The sequence below is a fragment of the Streptosporangium sp. NPDC049078 genome, from assembly GCF_040648855.1.
Taxonomy (GTDB): domain Bacteria; phylum Actinomycetota; class Actinomycetes; order Streptosporangiales; family Streptosporangiaceae; genus Streptosporangium.
On the sequence record NZ_JBEZEL010000005.1, the window covers coordinates 223,874 to 249,095 of the forward strand.

Consider the following 25,222-nt stretch of genomic DNA (forward strand, 5'->3'; position numbering starts at 1 on the left):
TAGTCCCCGTGCTCGGCCTGGCCGTCACGGGATTGGCCGTGAGCGGTGCGTCGGCCGAGAGCGACACCTCGGTCGCGCGGTACGAGCCGACCGCGGCCGACTACTACATCAACTACGCGCCTCCGAGGGACGAGCCGGAGGTCAAGGACCCCGCCGTTCCTTCGGCCAAGGCGCGCAAGGCCGGTCCCTCCAAGAAGATCGCCGAGAAGTACTCGCAGGGCAACCCGGTGGCCGCGCGGGTGCTGGCCGCCCGCGAGGCGCAGGCGATCAGGACAGGGATCAACCCCGCCGACTTCATCTTCAAGAAGTCGAAGACCGTCAAGACGGCCAAGCTCCTCACGCTGCTGGTGGAGTTCGACGACAAGGCCAACGACGACTTCTCCGGCTTCTCCCGCCCGGCCGACGTGAACAGCGAGGACCCGGCCGAGTGCGTCACCGAGCCGCCGGGCACGCTGCTCAACGGCCCGCTGCACAACAGGATCCCCAACCCGGCCACCCTGCCGCACAAGGACAACAACAGCTTCTGGGTGCCCGACTTCAGCCCCGACCACTTCAACAAGATGCTCTACAGCAAGCAGGGCATCACCCAGCGCGTCCGCACCGACCTGACCGACCCCCGCGACGGCCGCAAGGGCATCGACATCTCCGGCTACACCATGAAGAACATGTACGAGGAGATGTCCAAGGGCGCCTACACGGTCACCGGCCAGGCCAGCCCGTGGATCAAGGTCCCGCACTCCGAGGCCTACTACGGCGCGCGTGCCTGCGGCCAGCCGGTGCAGGACATGAGCGGCCACCCGGACAACCCGCGCGGGGCCGGCCAGCTCGCCATCGACGCGGTGAACGCCCTCGCCGCCTCCGACCCGAACTTCCCGTGGGCCGACTACGACCTCGAGGACGTCGGCGACGCCGACGGTGACGGGAACTTCGCCGAGCCCGACGGCGTGATCGACCACCTCGTCCTGGTCCACGCGGGCAAGGACAAGTCCTCCGACGGCGGCGCCGAGGGCACCTACGCGATCTGGGCGCACTCCAGCGCGGTGGCCGGCGGCTACCAGGTGCCCGGCCAGAACGTGAAGATCTCCAACTACATCGTGCAGCCCGAGGACTCCGGCGTCGGCGTCTTCGCCCACGAGTACGGCCACGACCTGGGTCTTCCCGACCTGTACGACACCAGCGGCCAGGCCTCCTCGGCCGTCGACTTCTGGGACCTGATGTCCAGCGGCTCGCACAGCGGCCCGATCTTCCAGTCGATGCCCACCCACATGAGCCTCTGGGGCAAGTGGGTCCTCGGCTGGGCCAACCCCAAGGTCTTCGACCCGGGCGACCGCGCAGGGCTGGTGACGATCGGCCAGGCCTCGCGCACGCCCAAGCTCACCCAGGACGGCGTCAGGGTGAACCTGACGAGCTCTCCGGTGACGATGGTCGAGCCGCACAGCGGCACCAAGACGTTCTGGTCCAACTTCGACCAGGAGTGGGCGAACGTCAAGATCGGCCGTGACGTCCAGGTGCCCGCGGGAAGCGACCTGAAGTTCTGGATGTGGAACAACTACGAGATCGAGGAGGACTGGGACTTCGGCTTCGTCGAGGTCTCCACGGACGGCGGCACGACCTGGGCCCAGCAGAAGGTCTACACCGAGGGCGGCGCCCTGGTCTCCACCGGCGACGACTACCCCGACCCCAACGGCAACCTGGCCGCGTTCGGCAACAAGAAGTACGGCCTCGCCGGTGACACCGGCGGCTGGCGGCACGACTACGTCGACCTCACCCCGTTCGCCGGTACGACCGTCAAGCTGCGCCTGACGTACAACACCGACGCGGCCTACACCCCGCGCGGCTGGCACGTCGACGACTTCGCGCTCACCAACGGCGCCCAGACCGTCTGGAGCGACGACCTGGAGAGCGGTGCCGCCGGCTGGACGGCGAACGGCGGCACCTTCAACGGCACCACCGGCAAGGGCTGGGTCGTCAACGACGGCAAGCGCGAGGTCTCCCGGTTCTACCTGGCCGAGTGGCGCAACCTCGACGGGTTCGACAAGGGCCTGCAGTACACCTACGCCACCAACTACTCCCGTGAGGGCTCCTGGAAGGTGGAGAAGGTCAAGTACAACGCCCCCGGCCTGCTCGTGTGGTTCCGCGACTCCAACTACACCAACAACTCGGTGGCGAACAACCTCGACCTGGCGCCGAGCATCGGCTCCAAGGGCAGCCTGCTCCTCGTCGACTCCCACTTCGACCCGCTGCGGCGGACCGGGGCGGCGGCCGCGAAGGACACCACCACGCTCAAGAACATGAGCGGCCGCGTGCAGAGCTCGAACGCCGCCTTCTCCTTCGCCAAGACCTACCCCTTCACCGAGTGCTTCGAGGGGCCGGGTGAGCCCTTCAGCGAGTACTGCACCAAGGTGGCCGCGCAGAAGGGGGTCTCCGAGTTCACCGACGCGAAGACCTGGTACCCCGGGTTCGAGGCGCGCGGCACCAGCCTGTTCTACCGCGACTTCGACGCCTCCACGGTCGTCCCGTCCGAGGGCGACCAGCCCTACAGCACCCGGATCGTCAACGCCGACGGCACCCCGGCCACCGAGCTGTACGGGACCGACATGGGCAACGGCCACGTCCTCGGCTCGGGCAACCCCGGTGACGAGGGTAAGGCGCTGGGCGTGAAGCTCAAGCTGATCACCCCGCTCCCCGGCGACCTCGGCGCGATCGTGCAGGTCACCCCGCCCAAGAAGTAGGGGCACCGGCCGGCAAGGTAAACGAGATCCCACAATCGGTAGGGCCCCGCCGTCATCGACGGCGGGGCCCTACCATTTGAACGGGCGACCATCCGATCGGACAGGGGCAGCGTGGGAGAGCTTCGAAGCAAGGCCGAGCACACCGAGGCCATCCGGACCAAGGGCAGGGTCTGCGTGGTCGTCAACACGCGCTCGCGCCGAGGCCGGCGCCACTACGCCGCCGTGGTCCGCGCGCTGCGGGCCGAGGGGTTCGACTCGATCCGTTTCCTGCCGGTGGTCGACCCCAAGCGCCTGCGCGCCACCCTGGAGGAGGCCCTCGCCTCCGAGCCCGACCTGCTCGTCGTGGGGGGCGGCGACGGCACGCTCAGCGCCGCCGTCAAGCACGTCGCCCACCGCGACGTCGCCCTGGGCGTGCTGCCCCTGGGCACGACCAACAACTTCGTCCGAAGCCTGGGCGTCCCCCTCGACCTCGCCGGAGCGATCCGGGTGCTGCGCACGGGGAAGGTCGCCGACATCGACCTGGGCGTGGCCGGAGACCGCGAGTTCGCCAACCTGGCCAGTTTCGGGGTCTCCGTGGAGGTGGCGGGCAAGGTCAGGCACGGGGTGAAGCGTCTTCTCGGCCGCGCCGCCTACCCGCTCACGGCCCTCACGATCCTGCCGGGCCACCGGCCGTTCCGTGCCTTCCTCACCGTGGACGGGCGCCGCCACGAGCTGCTCACCCACCAGCTCAACATCGCCAACGGCCGTTTCCACGGCGGCTGGCAGGTCGCCAGGGACATCAGCATCGACAACGGGCTCCTGGTCGCGTACCAGCTCGGCTCGGGCAAGCGCCTGCGCCTGCTGCTGGAGACCATGGTCCGCGCCGGCAGCGGCCGCTGGCGCAGCCTGGCGGGAGGCCCCTTCGTGGTGGGGCGCGAGATGCACCTGGAGACCGACCCGCCGATGGCCGCCGACGTCGACGGCGAGGTCCGCCTGATGACCCCGATCACGATCCGCACCATCCCCAACGGCCTGCGGGTGATGGTCCCCGACGACTTCGTCGACTCCTGAGCCCGGTGCGGTCCCGGTGCGGCCCGGTGTCGGCGGCGATTGGAACCGGCGTCACCGGGTAGTCGGAGGTCTCCGACAGATGGAGGGCACCATGGCATCGCTGATCGACCGGGTCCGACGCTACCTGAGCACCCCGCAGGGACGGCGGAACATGGAGAAGGCCAAGACCATGGCCCGCGACCCGCGCAACCAGCAGAGGCTGCGCGGACTCCTCGACCGCTTCCGCGGCGGCCCCACCCGCCGCCGCTGACCTCGCCCGCGCCGGGCTCAGGCCCGGACGACGGTGGGCGGCCGATTCGCCTTCACGGCTTCTTGCCGGTGATGCGCCGTAGTCCCGTCCTGAGCCTGCCGAGCAGCGTCTCCGCTGCGGGCGGGCTCTCGGGGCGCTCGTCCTCGGACCGCGCGGGAGCCTGAGGGCGGGTCTGGTGAGGGAGGTCCTCCGGCCCGCGATCCTCCGGTCGCCCGACGCCCGCCGGCACGGTGCCCGCCGCGCCGGTGCTGCCCGGAGGGTCCGGCTCCGGAGAGTCCGAGTTCCGCGGGGCCTGGCTCTGAGGGAGGCCGGTGTGCTGCTGTGGCCGGACCTCCTGGGGGAGGGCTTCCCGGGGCGGGAGGTCCCGGGGGCGGGCGTCCGATCCGGCGGGATCCGGTGCCGCGGCGAGATGCCGCGGGGAGGGGATCGGGCCGGCGGGCTCCGGCGGGCGGGGGCGTCGGGCCCGCCGCAGGTCGGCGAGGGCCTCGGCGGCGCTGGGACGCTTGTGCGTCGCGTGGTCGCGCATGCGCCGCAGCAGGTCCATCACCTCCACGGACGCCTCGCCGGAGGCGGCGGCGGGCTCGGCGTCGGGGGTGATCGGCGGGAGCCTCCCGGTCAGCAGCTGGAAGGCGATCACCCCGGCCGCGTACACGTCGGAGGCGGCCGTCACCCGCACGGGCATGGCCTGGCACTCGGGAGCGGCGTAGTGGGTGTCGAGGACGTTGGGCAGCTCGTTGGCCACGGTGTGGGCGCGGGGCCCCGGCTTGGCGTAGTCGAACCCGGTGAGCATGGCCCGGCCCTCCTCCGTCACCAGCACGCACGCGGGGCTGAGCGCCCGGTGGATCACGTTGTTGGCGTGGACGTGGGCCAGGCCGCGAAGCATGTCCTCCACCACGTCCAGCCGGGCGGCGGTGGAGAGCGTGGGCGGGGAGGCGGTGAGGTGCAGGTGCAGCGCCTGGCCGTGCACGTCGTCGAGGACGAGCACGAACCGGCTCTCGTCGTCGATGGCGAAGAAGTCGCGGGCGCGCACCACGCACGGGTGCGGGGGGATCCTGGTGAGGGCCTGGTAGGCGTTGGTGATCAGCCGTCGCTCCGCAGCCCTCGGCTCCTCCTGCGCCAGCGGGTCCGCCCGGTAGACGCGCAGCAGGACCGTCTCGCTGCCGGGGACCGTCGCGTTGATCGCGCGGTACTCGGTGACCCGGTTGTCGCCGCCCAGTTGCTCCTCCACCTCCCAGCTGCCGAAGCGTGGCGGTGCCGTGGAGCGCCGCACGCTCCCGTTGAGCGCCTCGATGATCGCGGTGCCGTACGGCGCGGTGTCGGTGGTGTGGCCGCGCCTGACGCGGGAGACGTCGCTCAGCGTGTCGATCAGCCCGGCGAGGTCGGTGACGTGCCGCGAGTCGCGGCCCGCGGGGTCGACCAGTTCGGCGTCGGGGCCGGTGAGCACCACGAGGCTGTCGACGTAGACCCGGTCCAGCTCGCGGCGCTCCTGGGTGAGCAGGCCCTTCAGGGCGCGCCCGTTGCCGCGCAGCTTGGCGACGGGGGAGCCGAACGCCTCACGCCGCAGCGGGAACCAGCGGGTCCCTGCGACCTCGATCCGGCCGCGGGTGCCCTTGACGTCGATGACGCAGAGCGAGTGGCCGGTCAGGACGATCACGTCCACCTCGAAGATGTCGTCTCCGCGGGGCACCTCGATGTTGTGCAGCAGCAGCCAGTCGTCCGGGGCGTTGTCTCGCAGGTGTGCGATGACCCGTCGCTCGGCGTCGTTGACCGGGCTGCCGCCGCCGACGATCTGTGCCATCTCTAGCGTGCCGCCTTCCTGCTCGTGTTCATCGTGCCCCGCACTATCCCAAGAGGCTCATCTTCGCCCGTACCTCTACTTTTCCACCACTCGGACACGCGGGCCTCCCTATGATCATGACGCATCCCGGGGGTGAGAGCGATCGAGGTGTCCACCCGCACCGGACGCGTGGGTGGCGGTGCCGCTCCGCCGAGGCGTCCGGCCTCGCCGGCCGAGGGGTGGCCGGGGTTTCCTGGCGGACCGCCGTGATCCCGGCTCCCCGGACCGGGTCGTCATGATCGCCGCTGTGTCCGCCCGGGCCGCGGGTGTCCCGGCTCGAAATCAAAAACGGATCAAATGCGGGCCATGGAGTGGTTCGCCATGGGATACGGCACGGTGACGCCCCCGAGCCCTCTGTGATCATCGCAGCCAGGCCCATGTTTGCCGGGGGAGGGGAGGGTAGACGTCCCCTTGCTGTGAGGGAGGAGGCAGTCCATGACCAACACCAAGGAGTCACTGCCGACGTCCGAGCTGATCCGGCAGATGTCGGAGCAGGTCTCGCGTCTCGTCAGGGACGAACTGCGCCTGGCCAAAGCGGAGCTCACGGAGAAGGGCAGGCACGCCGGGATCGGCGTGGGGCTGTTCGGCGGAGCGGGGATCGTCGCCCTCTTCGGGGCCGCGGCCCTGGTCGCCGCGGTGATCCTGCTGCTCGCGCAGGTCATGCCCGCCTGGGCGGCGGCCGCGCTGGTGGGCGGGGTGCTGCTGGTCGTGGCCGGCGCGCTCGGGTTCTTCGGCAAGCGCCAGGTCGCCGAAGCCGCCCCGCCCACCCCCGTACGGACCATCGAGAGCGTCAAGGACGACATCGACGCGGTGAAAGAGAGGGCGCACCGATGACCGAGACAGACCCGGGCGGACCCGGCCGGCTTGAGCCGGACGCCGGAACCACCGGATCTCGCAGGAAGGGTGTCGACGAGCCGATCACGCCGGACGAGAGCGGATCGCTGAACATCCCGCCGAACCAGCCGGAGGGCACATCCCGCGAGGGCCTCGGCGCTTCGGAGCCGGGGCGTGACGGCACGTCCCCGCTCCGGGAGGGCGCGGCACCCGTCGTCGTCCCGGAGACGACGGCGGCGACCACCCCGTACGCCAACACCGGCGGTACCGGTGTCGGGGCAGCGGGAGCGACGGAAGCGGCGAAGATCGGAAAGATCGTCGGAGACGACGGGAACGACACGGAAACGTTGCGGCGGGACATCGAGGACGCCCGCCGCGAACTGGGCGACACAGTGGAGGCACTGGTGCACAAGACCGACGTCAAGGGCCGTATTCAGGAGACCGCCGCCCAGGTGGGCGACGACCTGCGCAAGGTGGGGGCGGCGACCGCCACCACGGCCACCGAGATGGTGGAGCGGGTGAAGGTGGCCGCTCCCGAGATGGTCGGCCGGGTGAAGGAGGCGGCTCCCGAGGTCGTCGGCAGGGTGAGGGAGGCGACTCCCGCCGAGATCAAGGACGCGGCGGGCAGGGTCACGACCGAGGCGAGCAAGCGTCCCGTCGTGACGGTCGCTGCCTTCGCCGCGCTCGTCCTGGTCGTCCTGCGCGTCCTGCGGCGGGGCAAGAGGAAGTAGATGCCCGGTAGCACGGAAAGGGCCGCTCTCGGCGATTCGCGAGGGCGGCCCGCCCATGTCCCCCGAAGCGTCCCCCAAACCCCCTCGGAACTGCCTCGCGGGGCATGATGGGGGGTCCTCAAGCGGACCGTCGGGGAGTTCCGGCGCGACGGTCTGCCCGACTGGGCCGTCGGGTCCGCGGAGATCGGACCGATACCTGTGCGCACAAGCGAGCCAAACTCATGTCTGCCGGGGTAATCTGACCGTTTCCGGGTGGGCGGCGGACCCCCTCCTCTCCGCCCACCCGGAGCTTGCCGCCGCCGGACGTCCTGTCAGGTCCAGGATGCCGGGCCGGAGGGCGAACTATTCTGATCTCGGGCACGCGGAGGGCCGCCGCCCTTCCGCGACCACCGTTTCACCACGACCGTCACGACGACGCAGGCCCCCCGAGGAGACGAGTTGAACGCCGTAATGACCGGTGTGCACCACCTCAAGATCTGGGTGAGTGACCTGGAGCGGAGCCGTTCCTGGTACGAGAAGGTCCTGGGGCTGGAACACCACACCAGCTTCCAGGACGAGGACGGCGTGATCAGGGGCATGAGCTTCACGGTCCCCGGTGCGGCCTTCCAGATCGCGCTGCGCGAGAACCCCTCCCTGGCCAAGGCGCTCTTCGACGCCGACCCCTTCGCGCTCCAGGTCACCCTTGACGGGCTTGAGGCCTGGGTCGCGCGTCTGGACGGGCTCGGCGTCCCGCACAGCCCGATCATCAAGGCGTCCGCCGGCCACGCGCTGGGCTTCGTCGACCCCGACGGCGTCCAGATTCGCCTGTACGCCCCCGACGAGGGGGTCCACGCCGCCCAGGTGGGCGCGGAAGGCGTCTACCGGCCGGATCAGGCCGCCGACTTCACCCCCGCCCCGGGGCGGGGGCGGGACTGAGAGGCGCCTCACCACCCGCGCGCCTCACCACCTGCGAGGACAGGTCTCCGTCCCCGGCGGGCAGAATTTAATCTACATCGTAAAGGCGACGGCCGTGATCTCCATGAACGAGGCGCGGGCGTGACCGGACGTATAAGGTCCGGAGCGTGGAACCCCTCGTCGCCGTGTTGGTGGTCGCCGCGCTGATCGGCGTACCCGCCCTGGTGCTGTGGCGGGTGCTGCGCGGCCGCAGGGAGCTGGGCAGCAGCCCCGCCGAGCGGGCCACGTTCGAGACCCTGCACACCGCGTCCCTGGCCGCGCCGCCGTTGCGGGCGGGGCTGACCGAGGCGGGGGCGCAGAAGGCGTCCCGCTACCTTCGGGAGCTGCTGGGCTCCCCGGCGCTGGCGGTCACCGACGAGGAGCGGCTGCTGGTCTACGACGGCGAGGGCGACCACCACGCCCGCGAGGCGTTCGCCCACGCCACCAAGACGCTTTCCGGAGGCCGGACCCGCGTCCTGGGCCCCGAGGTCGTCTCGTGCGACCTGCCCGAGTGCCCGATCAGGTTCGCCGTGGTGGTGCCGCTCACCACCGACGGCAGGGTGGTGGGCTCGCTCGCCGCGTACGGCGGGCACGCCTCGGCGGGGCTGGTCAGGGCCGCCCACGAGGTCGCGAACTGGGTCGACTCGCAGCTGGAGCTGGCCGAGCTCGACCGGTCGAGAACGCGCCTGATGGAGGCCGAGGTCCGGGCGCTGCGCGCGCAGATCTCCCCGCACTTCATCTACAACTCGCTGACGACGATCGCCAGTTTCGTCCGTACCGACCCCAACCGCTCCCGCGAGCTGCTGCTGGAGTTCGCCGACTTCACCCGCTACTCCTTCCGCAGGCACGGGGAGTTCACCACGCTGGCCGAGGAACTGCGTTCCATCGACCGCTACCTCACCCTGGAACGGGCCCGCTTCGGCGACCAGTTGCAGGTGACGTTGCGCATCGCCCCCGAGGTGCTCGCGGTCGCGGTGCCGTTCCTGTGCCTGCAGCCCCTGGTGGAGAACGCGGTCCAGCACGGCCTGGAGAGCAAGCCCGGGATCGGGCGCATCTCGATCGTCGCCGAGGACGCCGGGGCCGAGTGCCGGATCAGCGTGGAGGACGACGGCGTGGGCATGGAGCCCGACCGCCTGCGCCGCATCCTCGCCGGTGCCGCCGACGAGCGTTCGGGGGCCGGGGGAGTGGGGTTGGTCAACGTGGACGAGCGGTTGCGCCAGGTCTACGGTGACGAGTACGGCCTGGTGGTGGAGACGGCGAAGGGGGCGGGGACGAAGGTCAGCGTCCGCCTGCCCAAGTACCATCCCGGTGTCTCCGTCCGGTGAGCCCGCCTCCGGTCCGGATCTTCCCCTCATCCCGCGAAGTTGACAGGCGATGTCTGATTCATCACCCTCTAGAAATTCCCTCGCGAACGACCCGGAGGAGTGAGCGTGACCGGCCTGCGTGTCCTTGCGGTGGACGACGAGCTTCCCGCGCTGGAGGACCTGGCCTACCTCCTTCGGGACGATCCCCGTATCGGAGAGGTCTCCCTGGCCAGGGACGGGGCCGCCGCGCTGCGCGTCCTGGACCGGGCGATCGCCGACGGGAGGCCGATCGACGCGGTCTTCCTCGACATCCGGATGCGCGGCCTGGACGGGGTGGTGCTCGGCCGTCTGCTGTCGCAGTTCGCCAACCCGCCCCGGGTGGTCTTCGTGACGGCCTACGAGGAGCACGCGGTCGACGCCTTCGAGATCAAGGCCGAGGACTACCTGCTCAAGCCGGTGCGGCCGGAGCGGCTGGCCGAGGCGATCCGCAGGGTGTTCGTCTCCGCGGAGCTGCCGGAGGTCGAGGGCTCCGGCCGTGCCGACCCCGACACCATCCCGGTGGAGCTCGGCGGCGTCACCAGGTTCGTGGCCAGCACCGAGGTCCGCTACGTGGAGGCCCAGGGCGACTACGCCCGGCTGCACACCGCGGGTGGCAGCCATCTCGTGCGGATCTCGCTGGCGACGCTGGAGGAGCGCTGGTCCTCGGCGGGGTTCGTACGGGTGCACCGCAGTCACCTGGTCGCGGTCAAGCACATCGACGAGCTGCACATCGACTCGGGACGCTGCGTGGTCCGCATCGGCGAGACCGAGATCCCGGTCAGCCGCCGCCACACCCGCGAGCTGCGCGACCTGCTGGTCCGCAGGGCGCGCAAGGGCAGGCAGGAGTGAGCGGCGACGCCGAGCCCGAGGAGGCCGAGCCGCGCCGGCGGAACGCCGACCGGTCGCGCGGGGAGGCCGAGCGTCCGCGTAAGGACGAGCGTCCGCGCAGGGACGGCGAGCGCTCCCGCAAGGAGGAGCGTCCGCGGCGCGAGGTGGTGACCAGCCCTCGCACGACGGCTCCCCGCCACCCCAGTTACCCGGTCACCCGCGAGATCGACGAGCAGACCCGGCTGGGCGAGGTCTACATGCGCTCGCTGATCCGTACCCAGTTCCGTCTGGCCCTGTTCGTCTGCACGGTGCTGGGGTGCGTGGTGGTGGGCCTGCCGGTGGTGTTCCTGCTGGTGCCGGAGCTGGGCGCGCTGCACGTGCTGGGGGTCCCGCTGCCCTGGGCGGTGCTGGGCGGCCTGATCTACCCGGCGTTCGTGATCGGGGCCTGGCTGTATGTCCGGCAGGCGGAGCGGAACGAGCGCCACTTCGCCGAGCTGGTGGACAGGGCCCGTTGAGTACCGCGTACGGGGTGACGGCCGTCGTGCTGGTGGTGCTGGCGGCCGTGCTGATCGGCGCGTTCGGGCTCAGGCTGTCGCGGACCACCTCCGACTTCTACGTCGCCTCCCGCACGGTCTCCCCGCTGTGGAACGCCTCCGCCATCGGCGGGGAGTATCTGTCGGCGGCGAGTTTCCTGGGCATCGCGGGGCTGATCCTCACCTTCGGCGCCGACATGCTGTGGCTGCCGGTCGGCTGGACGGGCGGCTACCTGGTGCTGCTCGTGCTGGTCTCCGCGCCGTTGCGCCGCTCGGGCGCGTACACGCTTCCCGACTTCGCCGAGGCGCGGCTGGAGTCGATGGCGGTGCGGAGGATGGCCGGGGTACTGGTCGTGCTGATCGGCTGGCTGTATCTGATGCCGCAGTTCCAGAGCGCGGGCCTGGTCCTGCGGGCCATCACCGGAGCGCCCGAGTGGGCGGGGGGCCTGCTGGTGGCGGCCGTGGTCGCGGTGAACGTCATGTCGGGCGGCATGCGGTCGATCACGTTCGTGCAGGCGTTCCAGTACTGGCTGAAGCTCACCGCTCTCGCCGTGCCGCTGGTGTTCCTGCTGCTGGCGTGGCGTGACGGTGGCGCGCCGGGGCTGAGCGCGGCGGACGCGGCCTCGTGGGCGCTGCCCCTGTCGGCGGGCAGGGAGTACGGCCTCTACTCGACCTACTCGCTGATCCTGGCGACCTTCCTGGGCACCATGGGGCTTCCGCACGTGCTGGTCCGCTTCTACACCAACCCCGACGGCCGGGCGGCGCGGCGGACGACGTTGGTGGTCCTGTCGCTGCTCGGCGCCTTCTACATGCTGCCGGCGGTCTACGGCGCGCTGGGCCGGATCTACGTCCCGGAGTTGGAGGGCAGTGACACGGTGGTCCTGTCGTTGCCCGGGCGGCTGGTCGGCGGTGTGGCCGGGGACCTGCTGACGGCGCTGGTGACGGCCGGGGCGTTCGCGGCGTTCCTGTCGACCTCCTCGGGGCTCACGGTCTCGGTCGCCGGGGTGATCGGGCAGGACATCCTCAAAGGAGGGGTGCGGTCGTTCCGGGCGGCGGCGGTGCTGGCCGTGATCGTTCCGCTGGTTCTGGCGGTCTTCGCCCGCTCGCTGCCGGTCGCCGACGTCGTCGGCCTGGCGTTCGCGGTGGCGGCCTCCTCCTTCTGCCCGCTGCTGGTGCTGGGCATCTGGTGGCGGCGGCTGACTCCCGCGGGTGCGATGGCGGGGCTGCTCGCCGGTGGCGGTCTCGCCTGCGGTGCGGTCCTGCTGACGATCGGCGGGGGACCGTACACCGGCCTGGTCGGTGCCCTGCTGGCGCAGCCCGCCGCGTGGACGGTGCCGATCGCCTTTCTCGTCATGGTGGTGGTCTCGCTGCTGACGCCCGGGCGTATCCCGCCGAACGTGGCTCGCACGATGGTGCGCCTGCACACCCCGGAGATCCTCAACCTGGACCGGGGGGACTGGCGGCCACGGTCCTCTTGACGGCTCCGAGGAGCTGTGACGGAATGACGATTATGAACCGACATATCGGTCGTTCTAACTAGTTTTGGTATGTGCCGGCTCCGGTGACGAGGCGGTCGCCGAGGTCGGCGACGCCACTGCCGTGCTACCCGGGAACCGGGCCGGACGCCGGTCGGCCACCGTGCTCTCCGCGAGCGGGACGGCGCACCGGTTCACCGCGCGGTATCGGTTCACCGTGCTCTCCGGGAACGGGACGGCGCACCGGTTCACCGCGCGGCACCGGTTCACCGTGCTCTCCGGGAACGGGACGGTCCGCCGGTCAGCCGGTCAGCGGTGATACCGGAGGTCCTGCGCCGGCCCCGGTTCCGGCTCGTCTATTTCGGGATGGCCGTCAGCCTGCTGGGCGACGCCTCGCTGCTGCTGGTGCCCGCCATCCTGGCCAAGAGTCTCACCGGCTCCGACGCCGCCGCGGGTCTGACCCTGTTCTTCTTCACCGTCCCCCTGTGCTTCTCGCCCTGCTTCGGATACCTCATCGACCGGGTCGACCGCAGGAAACTTCTCGTCGTCACCTGCCTGCTGTCGGGAATCTCGCTCACCCCGCTGATCGCGGTCACCGGGCAGGGCACGGTCTGGCTGGTCTACCCGGTGTCCGCGGCGATGGGCTGCTCGTACGCGGTGATCTTCTCCGCGCTCGGCGGGCTGATCAAGGCCATCCTGCCCGAGCACCTGCTCGCCGAGGCGAACGGCGCCCTGCAGACCACTCGGCAGGGGTTGCGCCTGTTCGGGCCGCTGCTGGGGGTGGGTGTCTACACCGGCTTCGGGATCAGCGCGCTCGTGCTGTTCGACATGATCACTTTCCTCGTCGCCGCGGGGGTCTTCGCGATGCTCCCCGCGCCGAGACCTCTCTCGCCCGTCTCGCCGGCACCGCCGGGGCGCTGGCGCGAGGAGTTCTGGGCCGGGGCCCGCCACCTGCGCGCCGACCCGCCGTTGCGTCGCGCGGCCCTGGCGCTCTGCCTGATGTTCGCACTGGCCGGGGCGACCGAGTCGCTGATCTTCGCGGTCATCGAGCACGGCCTGGCCAGGTCGCCGGAGTTCACCGCGTTCACCTCGACCGCGATGGGCCTGGGGGCGGTCGCCGGGGGACTGCGGAGCTCCACGGTGATCGCGCGCCGGGGCGAGCTGTTCGCGATCGGCGCGGGTATCGGCCTGTACGGCATGGCGGTCATCTGCTGGACGGTGCCCTCGGAGGCGGTCGTGCTGGTGGCCATGATGGTCGCGGGCGCCGGGCTGACCCTGGAGGGGGTGGCCAGGACGACCCTGGTGCAGCGCCGCAGCCCGGGCCACCTCGTCGGCCGGGTCTCCACCGCCTTCGAGTCCCTCATCGGGTTCGCCCAGCTGTCGTCCCTGCTCGCCGGCGCCGTGCTGGTGTCGCTCGTCGACTATCGCGTTCTGCTCGCGGTGGTCGGCCTGACGGTCTGCGGCGCGGGGGCGTACGCCCTGCGGGCGAGACGGTGGTGAGGACGGCTTCCCCGGGGACCGTTCGTCGCGCGATACAGACCTTTCACCGCAAGCCCCACCCAACTGAACGCGACTCGGCGGCGCCTCGGCGAAGAGATCGCATGCGGGTCTCCTCCGGGGGTAGCGTCCAGCCCTACGTTGTCCGTGATCCAGATCACATTTTGGGAGGTCCCGTGACCGCCAGGCAACATGATTCATCGGTCTACGAAGAAATTCAGGCCAGCGACCAGTTCCAGGAGTTGAAGAGGCGTTTCCGGGCCTGGGCGTTCCCGATGACCGCGGCGTTCCTCGCGTGGTACCTGCTGTACGTCGTCCTGTCGGGCTGGGCGCGCGACTTCATGGGCGCGAAGGTCTTCGGCAACATCAACGTGGCGCTGATCTTCGGTCTGCTCCAGTTCGTGTCGACGTTCGGCATCGCCTGGGCCTACTCCCGTTTCGCCGAGAAGAAGCTCGATCCGCTGGCCGACGACATCCGCCACGGAGTCGAGGGGAAGACCGAATGAGCCACCAGACCCTCTCCACCATCCTGTTCCTGCTCTTCGTCGCGGGAACGCTGGGCATCACCTTCTGGGCGAGCCGCAACACCAAGGACGCCACCGACTACTACGCCGGTGGCCGCTCCTTCAGTGGCGTGCAGAACGGTCTCGCCATCGGCGGCGACTACATGTCGGCCGCGAGCTTCCTGGGTATCGCCGGAATCATCGCCCTGTCGGGCTACGACGGCTTCCTGTACTCGATCGGCTTCCTGGTCGCCTGGCTGGTGGCGCTGCTGCTCGTCGCCGAGCTGATGCGCAACTCCGGCAAGTTCACCATGGCCGACGTGCTGGCCTTCCGGATGAGCCCCCGCCCGGTCCGCACCGCGGCCGGTGTCTCCACCATCACGGTGTCGATCTTCTACCTGCTCGCCCAGATGGTCGGCGCCGGCGCGCTGGTCGGCCTGCTGCTCGGCGTCACCTCGCCGACGGGCAAGGCGCTCACGATCGTCGGCGTCGGCGTTCTGATGATCGTCTACGTGGTCGTCGGCGGGATGAAGGGCACCACCTGGGTGCAGATCGTCAAGGCCGTGCTGCTCATGGGCGGCGCGACCCTGGTCACCCTGCTGGTGCTCGGCCACTACGGCTTCAACCTCTCGGGCCTGCTCGGCGAGGCCGCCACCCAGAGCGGCAAGGGCGCGGCCTTCCTGGAGCCGGGCCTGAAGTACGGCACCGAGGCGCAGGGCCTCGCCGGCAAGATCGACCTGATCAGCCTGGGCCTCGCGCTGGTCCTCGGCACCGCCGGCCTGCCGCACATCCTGATCCGCTTCTACACGGTCCCCACCGCCAAGGAGGCCCGTAAGTCGGTCCTGTGGGGCATCGGCATCATCGGCACCTTCTACCTCCTCACCCTCGTGCTCGGCTTCGGCGCGGCGGCCCTGGTCGGCGGCGAGGCGATCGTGGCGCAGGACAAGGCGGGTAACACGGCGGCCCCGATGCTCGCCGAGGCGGTGGGCCAGGCGATCTTCGGCGAGGTGGGAGGCACCATCCTGCTGGCCGTCATCGCGGCGGTCGCCTTCGCCACGATCCTCGCGGTCGTCGCCGGCCTGACACTGGCGTCGAGCTCCTCCTTCGCCCACGACCTGTACGCGCACGTGTTCAAGCGCGGCAACGTCACCGACAAGGAGGAGGTCCTGGTCGCCAGGATCTCGGCCTTCGTCATCGGCGCGGTCTCCATCGGGCTCGGCATCCTCGCACAGGGGCAGAACGTGGCCTTCCTGGTCGCGCTCGCCTTCGCCGTGGCGGCCTCGGGCAACCTGCCCGCGATCCTCTACAGCCTGTTCTGGAAGCGCTTCAACACCGCGGGCGCGGTCTCGGCCATCTACGGCGGCCTGGCCTCCGCGCTGATCCTGGTGATCTTCTCGCCGGTCGTCTCCGGCAGCGCCACCGCGCTGTTCCCCGACGCGAACTTCGCCTGGTTCCCGCTGAGCAACCCGGGCATCGTCTCGATCCCGATCGGCTTCCTCGCCGGGTTCATCGGCGCCCGCCTCAGCAAGGAGTACAACTCGGACAAGTACGCGGAGATCGAGGTCCGTTCGCTCACCGGCATCGGTGCCGAGAAGGCCAGCTCGCACTAGGACACCCCGTACCGACCCCCCGTACGGCTCGTACGGAAGTACGGGGAACCCGGGGCCCGGCCGCTTCGCGGCCGGGCCCTTTCCCATGTGTCCCCGGCGGGCCACGGGACGCCCCGTGGCCCGCCGGACGCCCCTACCGGAAGTCCTGCACGTCTTCCGGTGGGACCCCGCCCCTTACCGGGACCGTCGTGCTCCTGCCGAGAGGCTCCTTAGCGGGAGGCCTCGTCCAGCAGGGTCAGCTCCTCCTGCGACAGCGTCATGTCGGCGACGGCGAGCAGCGGCCGCAGCTGCTCGATGTTACGAGCGCTGGCGATCGGCGCGGCCACCGTGGGCTGGGCGGCCAGCCAGGCGAGCGCGACGGTGGCCGGGACGGCGTCGTGGGCGGCGGCGATCTTGTCCAGGGCGTCGAGCACCCGCGGGCCGCGCTCGGTCTCCAGATACTTTGCCGCCCCGCCCGCGCGCGGGCTGTCCACCGTGACCCCCGGCCGGTACTTGCCGGTCAGGAAGCCACGGGCCAGGCCGTAGTAGGGGGTGCTGGTCAGCCCTGCCTCGGCCACCACGTCGCGCAGCGCGCCCTCGTAGTCGCGCTCCAGCAGGTTGTAGTGCTGCTGCAGCACCCCGTACCGGGCCAGACCGGCCTCCTCGGAGATCGCGAGCGCCTGGGCGAGCCGCTCGGCGCTGTAGTTCGAGGCGCCGATGTTGCGCACCTTGCCCTCGGTGACCAGCTCGTCGAACGCGCCGAGGGTCTCCTCCAGAGGAGTGTCCGCGTCGTCGATGTGGGCCCAGTACAGGTCGATGTAGTCCGTACGCAGCCGCCGGAGCGAGTCCTCGGCCGCCGCGCGGATGTTGGCCGCCGACAGCCCCGGACGGCTGCTCTGGGGCCACCCCACCTTGGTCGCCACCACGATCCGGTCGCGGTTGCGGCGAGAGGCCATCCACTCGCCGATCACGGTTTCCGACTCCCCGCCGACGTGCCCGGGGACCCACACGGAGTAGGAGTCCGCGGTGTCGATGAGGTTTCCGCCCGCCTCGGCGTAGGCGTCCAGGACGGCGAAGGAGTCGTCCCGGTCGGCGGTCCAGCCGAAGACGTTGCCGCCGAGGCAGAGAGGAAACAGGTTCAGCTCAGAAAAGCTCATGGGCCAACTCTATTTCTTGACCGATCACGTGGGCGCGGGGCCTGGCACTCGCGCGCCGCGCTCACGCGGGCACCATCTCCCTGACCGGCTCCCCGGCCGGCAGGGACCGCTCCGTCCGGTCGATCCGCCCGGCCGGCGCGGGCGGATCGATCTGCGCGATCAGCTCGTCCATCGCCTCCCGCAGGTGGCCCATGAGCCGCCACACGTCGGCCACCCGGTCAGGGCAGGACAGGATGCCGAAGTCGAGCGAGCCGTCGTAGGAGAAGCAGGTGATGTTGACCCCGCCGCTCACGTCGGTCAGCACCGACATGGGGTGGTAGGCGAGCACCCTGGCTCCGCACAGGTACAGCGGGAGCTGCGGGCCCGGCACGTTGGAGACGATCAGGTTGATCGGCGGCAGCACGATCGAGGCCAGCCGGAACACCGCGGAGGTCGCCAGCGCGGTGACGGCCGAGGGCAGCAGCGACGACAGCTCGCCCAGCCAGGCCGTGGGGGCGCCGGCGAAGCGCCGCTTGGCGGCGAGCATGGTGCCCGCCATGACGCGCAGGCGCTCGCGGGGGCAGGCCAGGTCGGTCGGGATCGGGGTGACCATGACGGAGATCTGGTTGCCGACCGCCTGCCGCGCGCTCGCGGTGCGGACCGCGACCGGGACCGCGGCGATCAGCGGCCGGTCGGGCAGCGCGTCGCGCTCGTGCAGCCACGCGCGCAGCGCGGAGGCGCACAGCGTCATGACCACGTCGTTGACGCTGGCTCCCGCGCTCCTGGCCACCCGCTTGACGTCCGCGAGCGGGATCGACCCGTAGGAGAAGCGCCGCTCGGGGCCGATCGGGCCGTTGAACGGGGTGCGCGGCGCGGTCAGCATGGGTGCCTCGGACGGCTCCGACGTCCTCCCCGCGATCCTCCTGGTGGCGGCGGCCACCTGGCGGGCGCCGGGCAGGGCCGAGGTGAGCGGCATCGTGTCGAGCTCGGTCGCCATCCGGCCCAGCGAGTACAGCGCCCTGGCGGGCTGGAGCACCGTCCTGGCCACGGCCCCGGCGAGCATGCCGGCCAGGCCGGGGGCGGTGGTCCGCGGGCCGGGCGCCGGCGGCTCGACGGCGCGGGGCTCGGGTGTCAGGTCCAGCAGCGCCGCGAGCAGCTCGGCCCCCGACACCCCGTCGATGGCGCAGTGGTGGACCTTGGCGTACAGGGCGACCCGGCCGCCGGTCAGGCCGTGGATGAGGTGCATCTCCCACAGCGGGCGGGTCCGGTCGAGATGCCGCTCGTGGATCCTGGCCACCGTCTCGGCGAGCTGGGCCTCGTCACCGGGACCCGCGAGGGTCACCTCGTGGATGTGGCCGTCGACGTCGAAGTCGGGGTCTTCCGTCCAGTACGGCCGGTCGAGGCCGAACGGCACGGTGGCCAGGCGCAGCCTCAGCGCCGGCGCCAGGTGCAGCCGCTCGCGGAGCAGCCCGATCAGGCACTCGCGGGTGAGGGCTCCAAGCCTGGAGCAGGCGGGGTCGAGGATGGCCAGTCCTGCGACGTGGGCCGCCGTGGTCGCCGATTCGGCATGAAGGAACTGCGCGTCGAGCGCGGTCAGCTGGCGCATCGGTCGGGCCTCCTGGCGGAAAATGGGAGAACACGCGTTGCCATCATCACCTCGGCACGTTTCCCTCTCGTTTCCTCCGTAGGACCTCCGGCGTCTTTCGGACGTCTCCTCGACGAGGCACGGAGACCCACCGATCGTCGCTCTGCGTAACCTTCCCATTTCACATGGTAGGCACGCCTTCCGGGCGGGGTGGTCTCGGCGATCTTTTCCGAAGGTGATACTCGCTCATGGGTGTTCGGCGTCACCTCTTGCCTTTATTTCCTACCACTTAAATAGGCAATACGTGAAGGGTGACACACCTCGCACACACCGGCCGTCGTCTCAGCGACCGAGGAATGCGAGCAGCCGCTCCAGGGGCCAGGTGTTGATCACGTCGTCGGCGGTGAGCCACCCGCGCTGGGCGACGCCGATGCCGAACCGCTGGTTGCCCAGGTGCGGAACCGCGTGGGCGTCACTGTCGACGGAGAACTTCACGCCGTGGTGGCGCGCCAGCCGCACCAGGTCGGCGGGGAGGTCGGAACGGTCGGGGAAGGAGTCGATCTCCATCGCGGTGCCGGTGCGGGCCGCGGCGCGGAACACCTCGTCCCAGTCGGCGTCCACCGGCGGGCGGATGCCGATCCTGCGGGTGGTCGGGTGGCCGATGATGTTCACCCCCGGGTTCTCGCAGGCGGCGACGAAGCGCCGGGTCATCTCCGCACGCGACTGGTTGAAGTGCGAGTGGACACTGGCCACGCACACGTCGAAGCCCTCCAGCACCTCGGCCGGCCAGTCGACCGAGCCGTCGGGCGCGATGTTCAGCTCGCTGCCGTGCAGCAGCCGCGTCTTCGGATACTGCTTCTGCAGCTCGCGCAGCCGCTCGCGCTGCTGAAGGGCCTTTTCCAGCTTCATCCGGTGCATCGCCAGGTCGGGCGCGTGGTCGGTCACCGCGTAGTAGGAGTAACCGCGGGCCGCGGCGGCGGCGACCATGTCCTCCAGGGAGGCGATCCCGTCGGTCAGGTCGGTGTGGGTGTGCAGGTCGCCCCTGAGATCCTCGACGGTGACCAGCCTGGGCAGCTCGTGCCTGAGCGCGGCGGCGATCTCGCCGTTGTCCTCGCGCAGGGTCGGCGGGATCCACTCCATGCCGAGCGCCCCGAAGACCTCCTCCTCGGAGGCGGCCGCGATCATCCGGTCGCCGTCGAACAGGCCGTACTCCGACAGCTTCCAGCCCTTCTTCACCACGATCTCCCGCAGGTGCACGGTGTGCTCCTTGGAACCCGTGAAGTACATCATCGCGGCGCCCCACGACTCGGCGGGAATGAGGCGCAGGTCGACCTGGACGCCCTGGGCGGTGCGGATCGAGGTCTTCTTCTCGCCCGAGGCGACGACCTCCGCGACATAGGGCTGCGCCTTGAAGTCGTCCATCAGGGACTCGGGGCCGACCGCGAGGATGTCGACGTCGCCGACGGTGTCCTTCATCCGGCGCAGCGACCCGGCGTAGGCGATCCGCTCGGCGCCCGGCAGCGAGGCGATGACCCGCTCGGCCAGGTCCATCGCCGTCCCGGTGTGCATCCTGGCACTGTGCTCGGCGAGGTGCTCGACGCCCTTGAGGAGGTTTTCCACGGTCTTGGCGCCGAAGCCCTTCACGCCGTCGAGGCGCCCCTCCCCGATGGCCTTCACCAGCGCCTCGGGGGAGTCGATGCCCAGCTCCTGGAAGAGGAAGACGGCCTTCTTCGGCCCGAGCGAGGCCACCCGGGTCAGCCGCCTGACCCCCTGGGGGACCTTCTCCCGCAGGTCGTCGAGCTGCCGGAAGCCGCCTCGCTCCAGGTATTCCTCGACCTTCTTCGCGATCGCCTCGCCCACCCCCGGGACGCTCCGCACGGGCACGGCCCCGATGTCGTCGGGAAACCCCGCGATCGCCTTGGCGGCCTTCTGGTAACTGCGGACCCGGAACGCGTCGCCGCCGTTCATCGCGAACAGCTCGGCGTATTCCTCCAGGGCGGCGGCGACGTCATCGTTAGCTCGTGCCATGGGTCCAGCCTAGAAGATCGCACCGACATTTCCCGTCGGGGGCGCCGGGAGAACCGGGCGGCGCGCGCCGCCGCGCCGCCCGGCGCTTCGTGCCCCCCGGTGCCCCCCGGTGCCCCCCGGTGTTTCCCGGGGGTGTCGTGATCCCTCGGTCCCGGCCGTGAGGCGATACGAGGCCGTCTCGTCCGTTACGGGGATCGGTGTTCTCGCACGGGCGCGTCACCGCACGACGACGGTGGTCAGGGAACGCGGGGCGAGGGTGAGGCTCCTGGAAGGCCGCAGCCCTGCCAGCGGGGTGGCGGCGAGAGAGTGCTCACCGTCGGTCAGATAGGCGGTGGCGCGGCCGGGCCGGGTGGTGATCTCGGTGGTGACGGGGACGGTGGAGGTGTTGAGGATCTCGACGACCTCCGAGCCCCCGGTGCCCCCGGTGCCCCCGGTGCTCCCGGCGTTGCGGAAGGCGGTGACCTTCAGCGCCGGGTCGGTCGCGGCGACGGAGAGCCGGACCGCGCCGGGGCGGACGAAGCGGCTGTAGGCGGCCAGTGCCCACAGGCGCTTGGAGACGCGGTAGGTCGCGGTGGCCTCGTCGATCTGGATCAGTCCCCGGGTGGTGCCGCGCGAGGCGCCGAACCAGAAGACGTAGCCGCTCACCCCGCCCAGGGTGAGCGAGTCGTGGATCTGCCGGGCGACCGCGAAGCCGTCGTAGCCGCTGCCGTCGTCCCACGCCTCGTTCCAGGTGGTCCCGTCGGGCGACCACTCCGACATCCACACGGGCCGGTCGGTGGGCAGCGGGCCGTCCACCGGGCTGACGTAAGGGTGCCCGGCGTGCGTGGCGACCCACCGCCGCGCGACGGGGTCGGCCTCGACGGCGGCGGTGTACTCGCGCTGCCGGGCCCAGCCGGCGGCGTCACAGCAGACCACCTTGAGCCCGGTGCGGGCCGCGACCGGGCCGAGCACCTTGACGAACTCGGCGGCCTCGGCGGGGGTGAACCGCATCGAGGCGTACGAGACGGTGAGGTCGGGCTCGTTGGTGAACCCGAGGTCGGTGATCCTGATGCCCTCCCTGGCGTAGAACTTCGTGTACTGGACCAGGTAGTTCGCGTACGCCTGCCGCCATTCCGGCAGCAGTTTCCCGCCGTCGCTGTCGGAGCCGTTGTCCTTCATGTAGCCGGGGGCGCTCCAGGCGTCGGCGTAGAAGCGGCTCACGCCGTAGCGCCTCGCCTCCTTGGCCAGCCATACCTGGCCGCCGTCGTCGCCGTCCCAGACGTACCTCGGGGGCGCGGACGGCCCGCCGGGATCCTCGGGCTGGATGGAGGTCATCAGGTCGTACGGGCTGCCCGCCGGGGAGGAGCCGATGCCCAGACGCAGGATGCTGAGCCCCGCGCCCTTCTCGGGGCTGAGCCACAGATCGAGGATCTCCCGCTGCTTGGCGACGGGCAGCGCGCGGACCAGCTCGTTGCGCCGGAACGCCTGTGAGAAGCCGAAGCCGTCGATCCGCTGCATAACGCCGTGGTGGTCCACCCGGACGTGAGAGACGTTTTCCATGGTGGATGGGCTGATTCCGAGGAGGGGGAGGGTGAGGATCGGTGCCAGCAGTGCCCTGTGGCGTCGAGACATGCGGAAACCCGCTTTCCGAAACTTTCCCAAGATTACCGAGATATTTCGTGGCAAGTAACGTAAATGTTTCGAGGGCGGCCGTCAACAGCCGGTCAGGGCACGGTGGGGGAGGAGAGCGGCGAGGTCCGGCAGGGCCCGCGGCCGGAACGCGGCGCCGCGGGGGTGGTGGCGGGGGTGAGGGCGCACCGGGCCGGGCGCGGGCGGGGGAGGCCGATCGCGGCGGAGGCGGGGCGAGGTCAGCCGGCCGGCGGGGCGGTGCTCTCGCGGACGAGGAGGTCGGTGGCCAGCTCCACCCGCCGGGGCTCGTGCCCGCCTCGGTCGAGCGCGAGCACCATCCGGGTGGCGAGCTCCGCCATCTCCTGGAGCGGCTGGCGCACGGTGGTCAGCGGCGGCCACGCGGAACGTGCCAACGGCAGGTCGTCGAAGCCCACCACGGACAGGTCGTCGGGGACCCGCAGGCCACGCTGCCTGGCCGCCTCGAAGACGCCGAACGCCTGCATGTCGCTGCCGGCGAAGATCGCGGTGGGCGGCTCGTCCAGGGACAGCAGGTCGTGGCCGTGGTCGCGGCCGGAACCGACCAGGAAGTCGCCGTACCTGATCAGCCGCGTGTCCACCGCGATCCCCGCGGTCTCCAGCGCCGCCCGGTAGCCGTCGACGCGGGCCCTGCTGCACAGCATGGTGGCCGGACCGCCGATCATCCCGATCCTGCGGTGGCCCAGTTCCAGGAGGTGGCGGGTCGCGGCCAGGCCGCCGTTCCAGTTGGTGGCGCCGACCGAGGCGACCCCGGGCGGCGGCTCGCCCTCCGGATCCACCACCACGAACGGGATGGACCTGGCGGCCAGCTGGCCGTGCTGGTCGACGCTGATGCGGGAGCCGACCAGGATGGCCCCGTCGGTGCGCCGGGCGGCGATCCGCTCCACCCAGTCCCTGCCCGGTCCGGCGTGGCTGTGCAGGACCGAGACGACCACCCCGGCGTCGACCTCGCGGGCCGCGGTCTCCACGCCGCGCACCAGCTCCATCGCCCACGGGCTCTCGATCTCGGTGAAGACCAGGTCGACCAGGCCGACCGGGACGTCACCCTGACCGGTCCTGCGCTGGTAGCCGTGCTTGTGCAGCAGGCGCTCGATCCGCTGCCTGGTCTCGGTCGCGACCTCGGGCCGTCCGTTGATCACTTTCGAGACCGTGGGCGCGGAGACCCCGGCCTCCTCGGCGATGAGGGCGATCGTCACGCGCGGCTTGGTTGGCATGTGGCGAATACTAACTGAAACCTTTCGGAGACCCTCCGGTGGAGGTGGTCGTTGCTGTTCGGGATCACTACCGCCGGGCTATTGACGTGTAACCGCGAATTTACCTATTCTCCGGATCACGAAATATTCGGGGAAAATATGAAATCTTTCACCTTACCTCCCGAAAGGGGATCTCCATGTTGAGTCGGCGAGGCGTGGTGGCTCTTGCGGTCTCCGCACTGCTTCTCGGAGCCTGCAGTACGACCGGAGACGGCAACGGAGCCCAATCTGGCGCGAGCGCCGGCTCGGACAAGGTCACCTTCGAGTTCTGGAACTTCGCGACGGCGGAACCCCTCAAGGGTTTCTGGGCCGATCGCATCAAGGAGTACCAGGCGGCCCACCCGAACGTCACGATCAAGAACGTCGCGATCGAGAACGACTCCTACAAGCCCAAGCTCGCCACGCTCACCCAGTCGGGCAAGGCGCCCGACCTCTACTCCACCTGGGGCGGCGGCGTCCTGAAGCAGCACATCGAGGCGGGCCTGGTGAAGGACCTGTCCGCGGAGGCCGGCGACGTCATCGGCGGCTTCACCCCGGCGTCACTGTCCGCCTACCAGTTCGACGGCAAGACCTACGGGCTGCCCGTCGACATCGGCATGGTCGGCTTCTGGTACAACAAGGCGCTGTTCAAGAAGGCCGGCATCACCACCCCGCCCGCCACCTGGACCGAGTTCCTGGACGCGGTCAAGAAGCTGAAGGACTCCGGCACCGCCCCGATCGCGCTCGCGGGCAAGGCCAAGTGGCCGGGCCACTACTACTGGGCCTACCTGGCCATGCGGATAGCCGGACTGGACGCGCTCAAGCAGGCCGGCACCACCAACGACTTCACCGGCCCCGACTTCGTCACCGCCGGACAGCGGCTCAAGGAACTCGTCGACCTCCAGCCGTTCCAGAAGGGCTTCCTGGGCGCCGACTACTCCACCCCCGACGGCCAGGCCGCCAGCGTGAGCAACGGCAAGGCCGCGATGGAGCTGATGGGCCAGTGGGCCCCGGCCGTGCAGAAGGACTCGGGCAAGGGCCTCGGCGACGACCTCGGCTTCTTCACCTTCCCCGCGGTGGAGGGCGGCAAGGGATCGGCGGGCGACGCCTTCGGCGGCGGCGGCGGTATGGCCGTGGGCGTGAACGCCCCGCCCGCCGCGCTGGACTTCCTGAAGTTCTCGCTCACGGCGGAGAACCACAGCAAGGCCGTGAAGGCCGGCGGAGTCCTGCCCGTGCTCAAGGAGGGCGAGGAGGCGGCCGTCACCGACCCCCACATCAAGACGGTCTCCGAGACGCTGGCGGCGGCGAGCGGCTTCCAGCTCTATCTCGACCAGGAGTACCCGCCGGCCGTCGGCCAGGAGGTCAACGACGCCGTGGCCGAGCTGATCGGAGGCACCAAGACGCCTGAGGAGGTCGTCAAGGTCATCACCGAGACGGCCAAGGCGGAGTCGGAGTAACCGCC

20 protein-coding genes are annotated in these 25,222 nt (G+C 70.6%); 14 read left to right on the forward strand and 6 right to left on the reverse strand.

The window, feature by feature from the left end:
- Window positions 1-38: 38 nt before the first annotated feature.
- The 3 genes from AB0B90_RS10155 to AB0B90_RS10165 all read left to right on the forward strand — a co-directional run bounded on the left by AB0B90_RS10155 (window position 39) and on the right by AB0B90_RS10165 (window position 4,032).
- Complete coding sequence (locus tag AB0B90_RS10155; RefSeq protein ID WP_350943954.1) at window positions 39-2,732, forward strand: immune inhibitor A domain-containing protein; 2,694 nt, start codon at window positions 39-41, stop codon at window positions 2,730-2,732.
- Between the two features lie 111 nt (window positions 2,733-2,843).
- Entirely contained in the window at window positions 2,844-3,782 is a 939-nt protein-coding gene (locus tag AB0B90_RS10160) for a YegS/Rv2252/BmrU family lipid kinase (RefSeq protein ID WP_350943953.1), read from the forward strand.
- Between the two features lie 91 nt (window positions 3,783-3,873).
- Complete coding sequence (locus AB0B90_RS10165) at window positions 3,874-4,032, forward strand: hypothetical protein (RefSeq protein WP_350943952.1); 159 nt, start codon at window positions 3,874-3,876, stop codon at window positions 4,030-4,032.
- Window positions 4,033-4,084: 52 nt separating this feature from the next.
- Here the strand turns inward: AB0B90_RS10165 and AB0B90_RS10170 are convergent, their stop codons facing one another.
- A complete protein-coding gene (locus AB0B90_RS10170) occupies window positions 4,085-5,830 on the reverse strand; it encodes an NERD domain-containing protein (protein WP_350943951.1) in 1,746 nt (581 codons plus the stop codon).
- Window positions 5,831-6,304: 474 nt separating this feature from the next.
- Between AB0B90_RS10170 and AB0B90_RS10175 the strand changes: the two genes are divergently transcribed.
- The 10 genes from AB0B90_RS10175 (at window position 6,305) to AB0B90_RS10220 (ending at window position 16,156) form a co-directional block, all read left to right on the forward strand.
- The gene (locus AB0B90_RS10175) at window positions 6,305-6,703 is read left to right on the forward strand and encodes a phage holin family protein (RefSeq protein ID WP_350943950.1); all 399 of its coding nucleotides are present in this window, start codon (window positions 6,305-6,307) and stop codon (window positions 6,701-6,703) included.
- Window positions 6,700-7,434 (forward strand): DUF3618 domain-containing protein, encoded by a 735-nt coding sequence (locus AB0B90_RS10180; protein ID WP_350943949.1) that lies wholly within the window; start codon window positions 6,700-6,702, stop codon window positions 7,432-7,434. The genes AB0B90_RS10175 and AB0B90_RS10180 overlap by 4 nt, the downstream gene beginning before the upstream one ends.
- A gap of 438 nt (window positions 7,435-7,872) precedes the next feature.
- The gene (locus AB0B90_RS10185; protein WP_362922046.1) at window positions 7,873-8,349 is read left to right on the forward strand and encodes a VOC family protein; all 477 of its coding nucleotides are present in this window, start codon (window positions 7,873-7,875) and stop codon (window positions 8,347-8,349) included.
- 146 nt (window positions 8,350-8,495) lie between these two features.
- Entirely contained in the window at window positions 8,496-9,692 is a 1,197-nt protein-coding gene (locus AB0B90_RS10190) for a histidine kinase (RefSeq protein WP_362922048.1), read from the forward strand.
- A gap of 105 nt (window positions 9,693-9,797) precedes the next feature.
- Entirely contained in the window at window positions 9,798-10,559 is a 762-nt protein-coding gene (locus AB0B90_RS10195; protein ID WP_350943945.1) for a LytTR family DNA-binding domain-containing protein, read from the forward strand.
- The gene (locus tag AB0B90_RS10200; RefSeq protein WP_362922050.1) at window positions 10,556-11,053 is read left to right on the forward strand and encodes a hypothetical protein; all 498 of its coding nucleotides are present in this window, start codon (window positions 10,556-10,558) and stop codon (window positions 11,051-11,053) included. Before AB0B90_RS10195 ends, AB0B90_RS10200 begins: the two co-directional genes overlap by 4 nt.
- The gene (locus AB0B90_RS10205; RefSeq protein WP_350943941.1) at window positions 11,050-12,549 is read left to right on the forward strand and encodes a cation acetate symporter; all 1,500 of its coding nucleotides are present in this window, start codon (window positions 11,050-11,052) and stop codon (window positions 12,547-12,549) included. Before AB0B90_RS10200 ends, AB0B90_RS10205 begins: the two co-directional genes overlap by 4 nt.
- Window positions 12,550-12,861: 312 nt before the next feature.
- Window positions 12,862-14,046, forward strand: coding sequence for an MFS transporter (locus tag AB0B90_RS10210; protein WP_350943940.1), 1,185 nt, complete (start codon window positions 12,862-12,864; stop codon window positions 14,044-14,046).
- A 173-nt stretch (window positions 14,047-14,219) separates the two neighbouring features.
- On the forward strand, window positions 14,220-14,549 hold the full coding sequence (locus AB0B90_RS10215; RefSeq protein ID WP_350943939.1) for a DUF485 domain-containing protein: 330 nt from the start codon (window positions 14,220-14,222) through the stop codon (window positions 14,547-14,549).
- Window positions 14,546-16,156: a cation acetate symporter gene (locus AB0B90_RS10220; protein ID WP_350943938.1), complete on the forward strand. Its 1,611-nt coding sequence runs from the start codon at window positions 14,546-14,548 to the stop codon at window positions 16,154-16,156. The genes AB0B90_RS10215 and AB0B90_RS10220 overlap by 4 nt, the downstream gene beginning before the upstream one ends.
- A gap of 209 nt (window positions 16,157-16,365) precedes the next feature.
- Here the strand turns inward: AB0B90_RS10220 and AB0B90_RS10225 are convergent, their stop codons facing one another.
- The 5 genes from AB0B90_RS10225 to AB0B90_RS10245 form a co-directional block, all read right to left on the reverse strand.
- The gene (locus tag AB0B90_RS10225; RefSeq protein WP_350943937.1) at window positions 16,366-17,292 is read right to left on the reverse strand and encodes an aldo/keto reductase; all 927 of its coding nucleotides are present in this window, start codon (window positions 17,290-17,292) and stop codon (window positions 16,366-16,368) included.
- Between the two features lie 61 nt (window positions 17,293-17,353).
- Entirely contained in the window at window positions 17,354-18,877 is a 1,524-nt protein-coding gene (locus tag AB0B90_RS10230) for a wax ester/triacylglycerol synthase family O-acyltransferase (protein ID WP_350943936.1), read from the reverse strand.
- Between the two features lie 321 nt (window positions 18,878-19,198).
- Entirely contained in the window at window positions 19,199-20,884 is a 1,686-nt protein-coding gene (gene polX / locus AB0B90_RS10235) for a DNA polymerase/3'-5' exonuclease PolX (RefSeq protein WP_362922053.1), read from the reverse strand.
- 216 nt (window positions 20,885-21,100) lie between these two features.
- The gene (locus AB0B90_RS10240) at window positions 21,101-22,423 is read right to left on the reverse strand and encodes a glycoside hydrolase (RefSeq protein WP_362922055.1); all 1,323 of its coding nucleotides are present in this window, start codon (window positions 22,421-22,423) and stop codon (window positions 21,101-21,103) included.
- Between the two features lie 308 nt (window positions 22,424-22,731).
- Window positions 22,732-23,742, reverse strand: coding sequence for a LacI family DNA-binding transcriptional regulator (locus AB0B90_RS10245; protein WP_350943931.1), 1,011 nt, complete (start codon window positions 23,740-23,742; stop codon window positions 22,732-22,734).
- A gap of 176 nt (window positions 23,743-23,918) precedes the next feature.
- On the opposite strand from AB0B90_RS10245, the gene AB0B90_RS10250 reads away from it, so the two are divergent.
- A complete protein-coding gene (locus tag AB0B90_RS10250) occupies window positions 23,919-25,217 on the forward strand; it encodes an extracellular solute-binding protein (protein ID WP_350943930.1) in 1,299 nt (432 codons plus the stop codon).
- Window positions 25,218-25,222 lie beyond the last annotated feature (5 nt).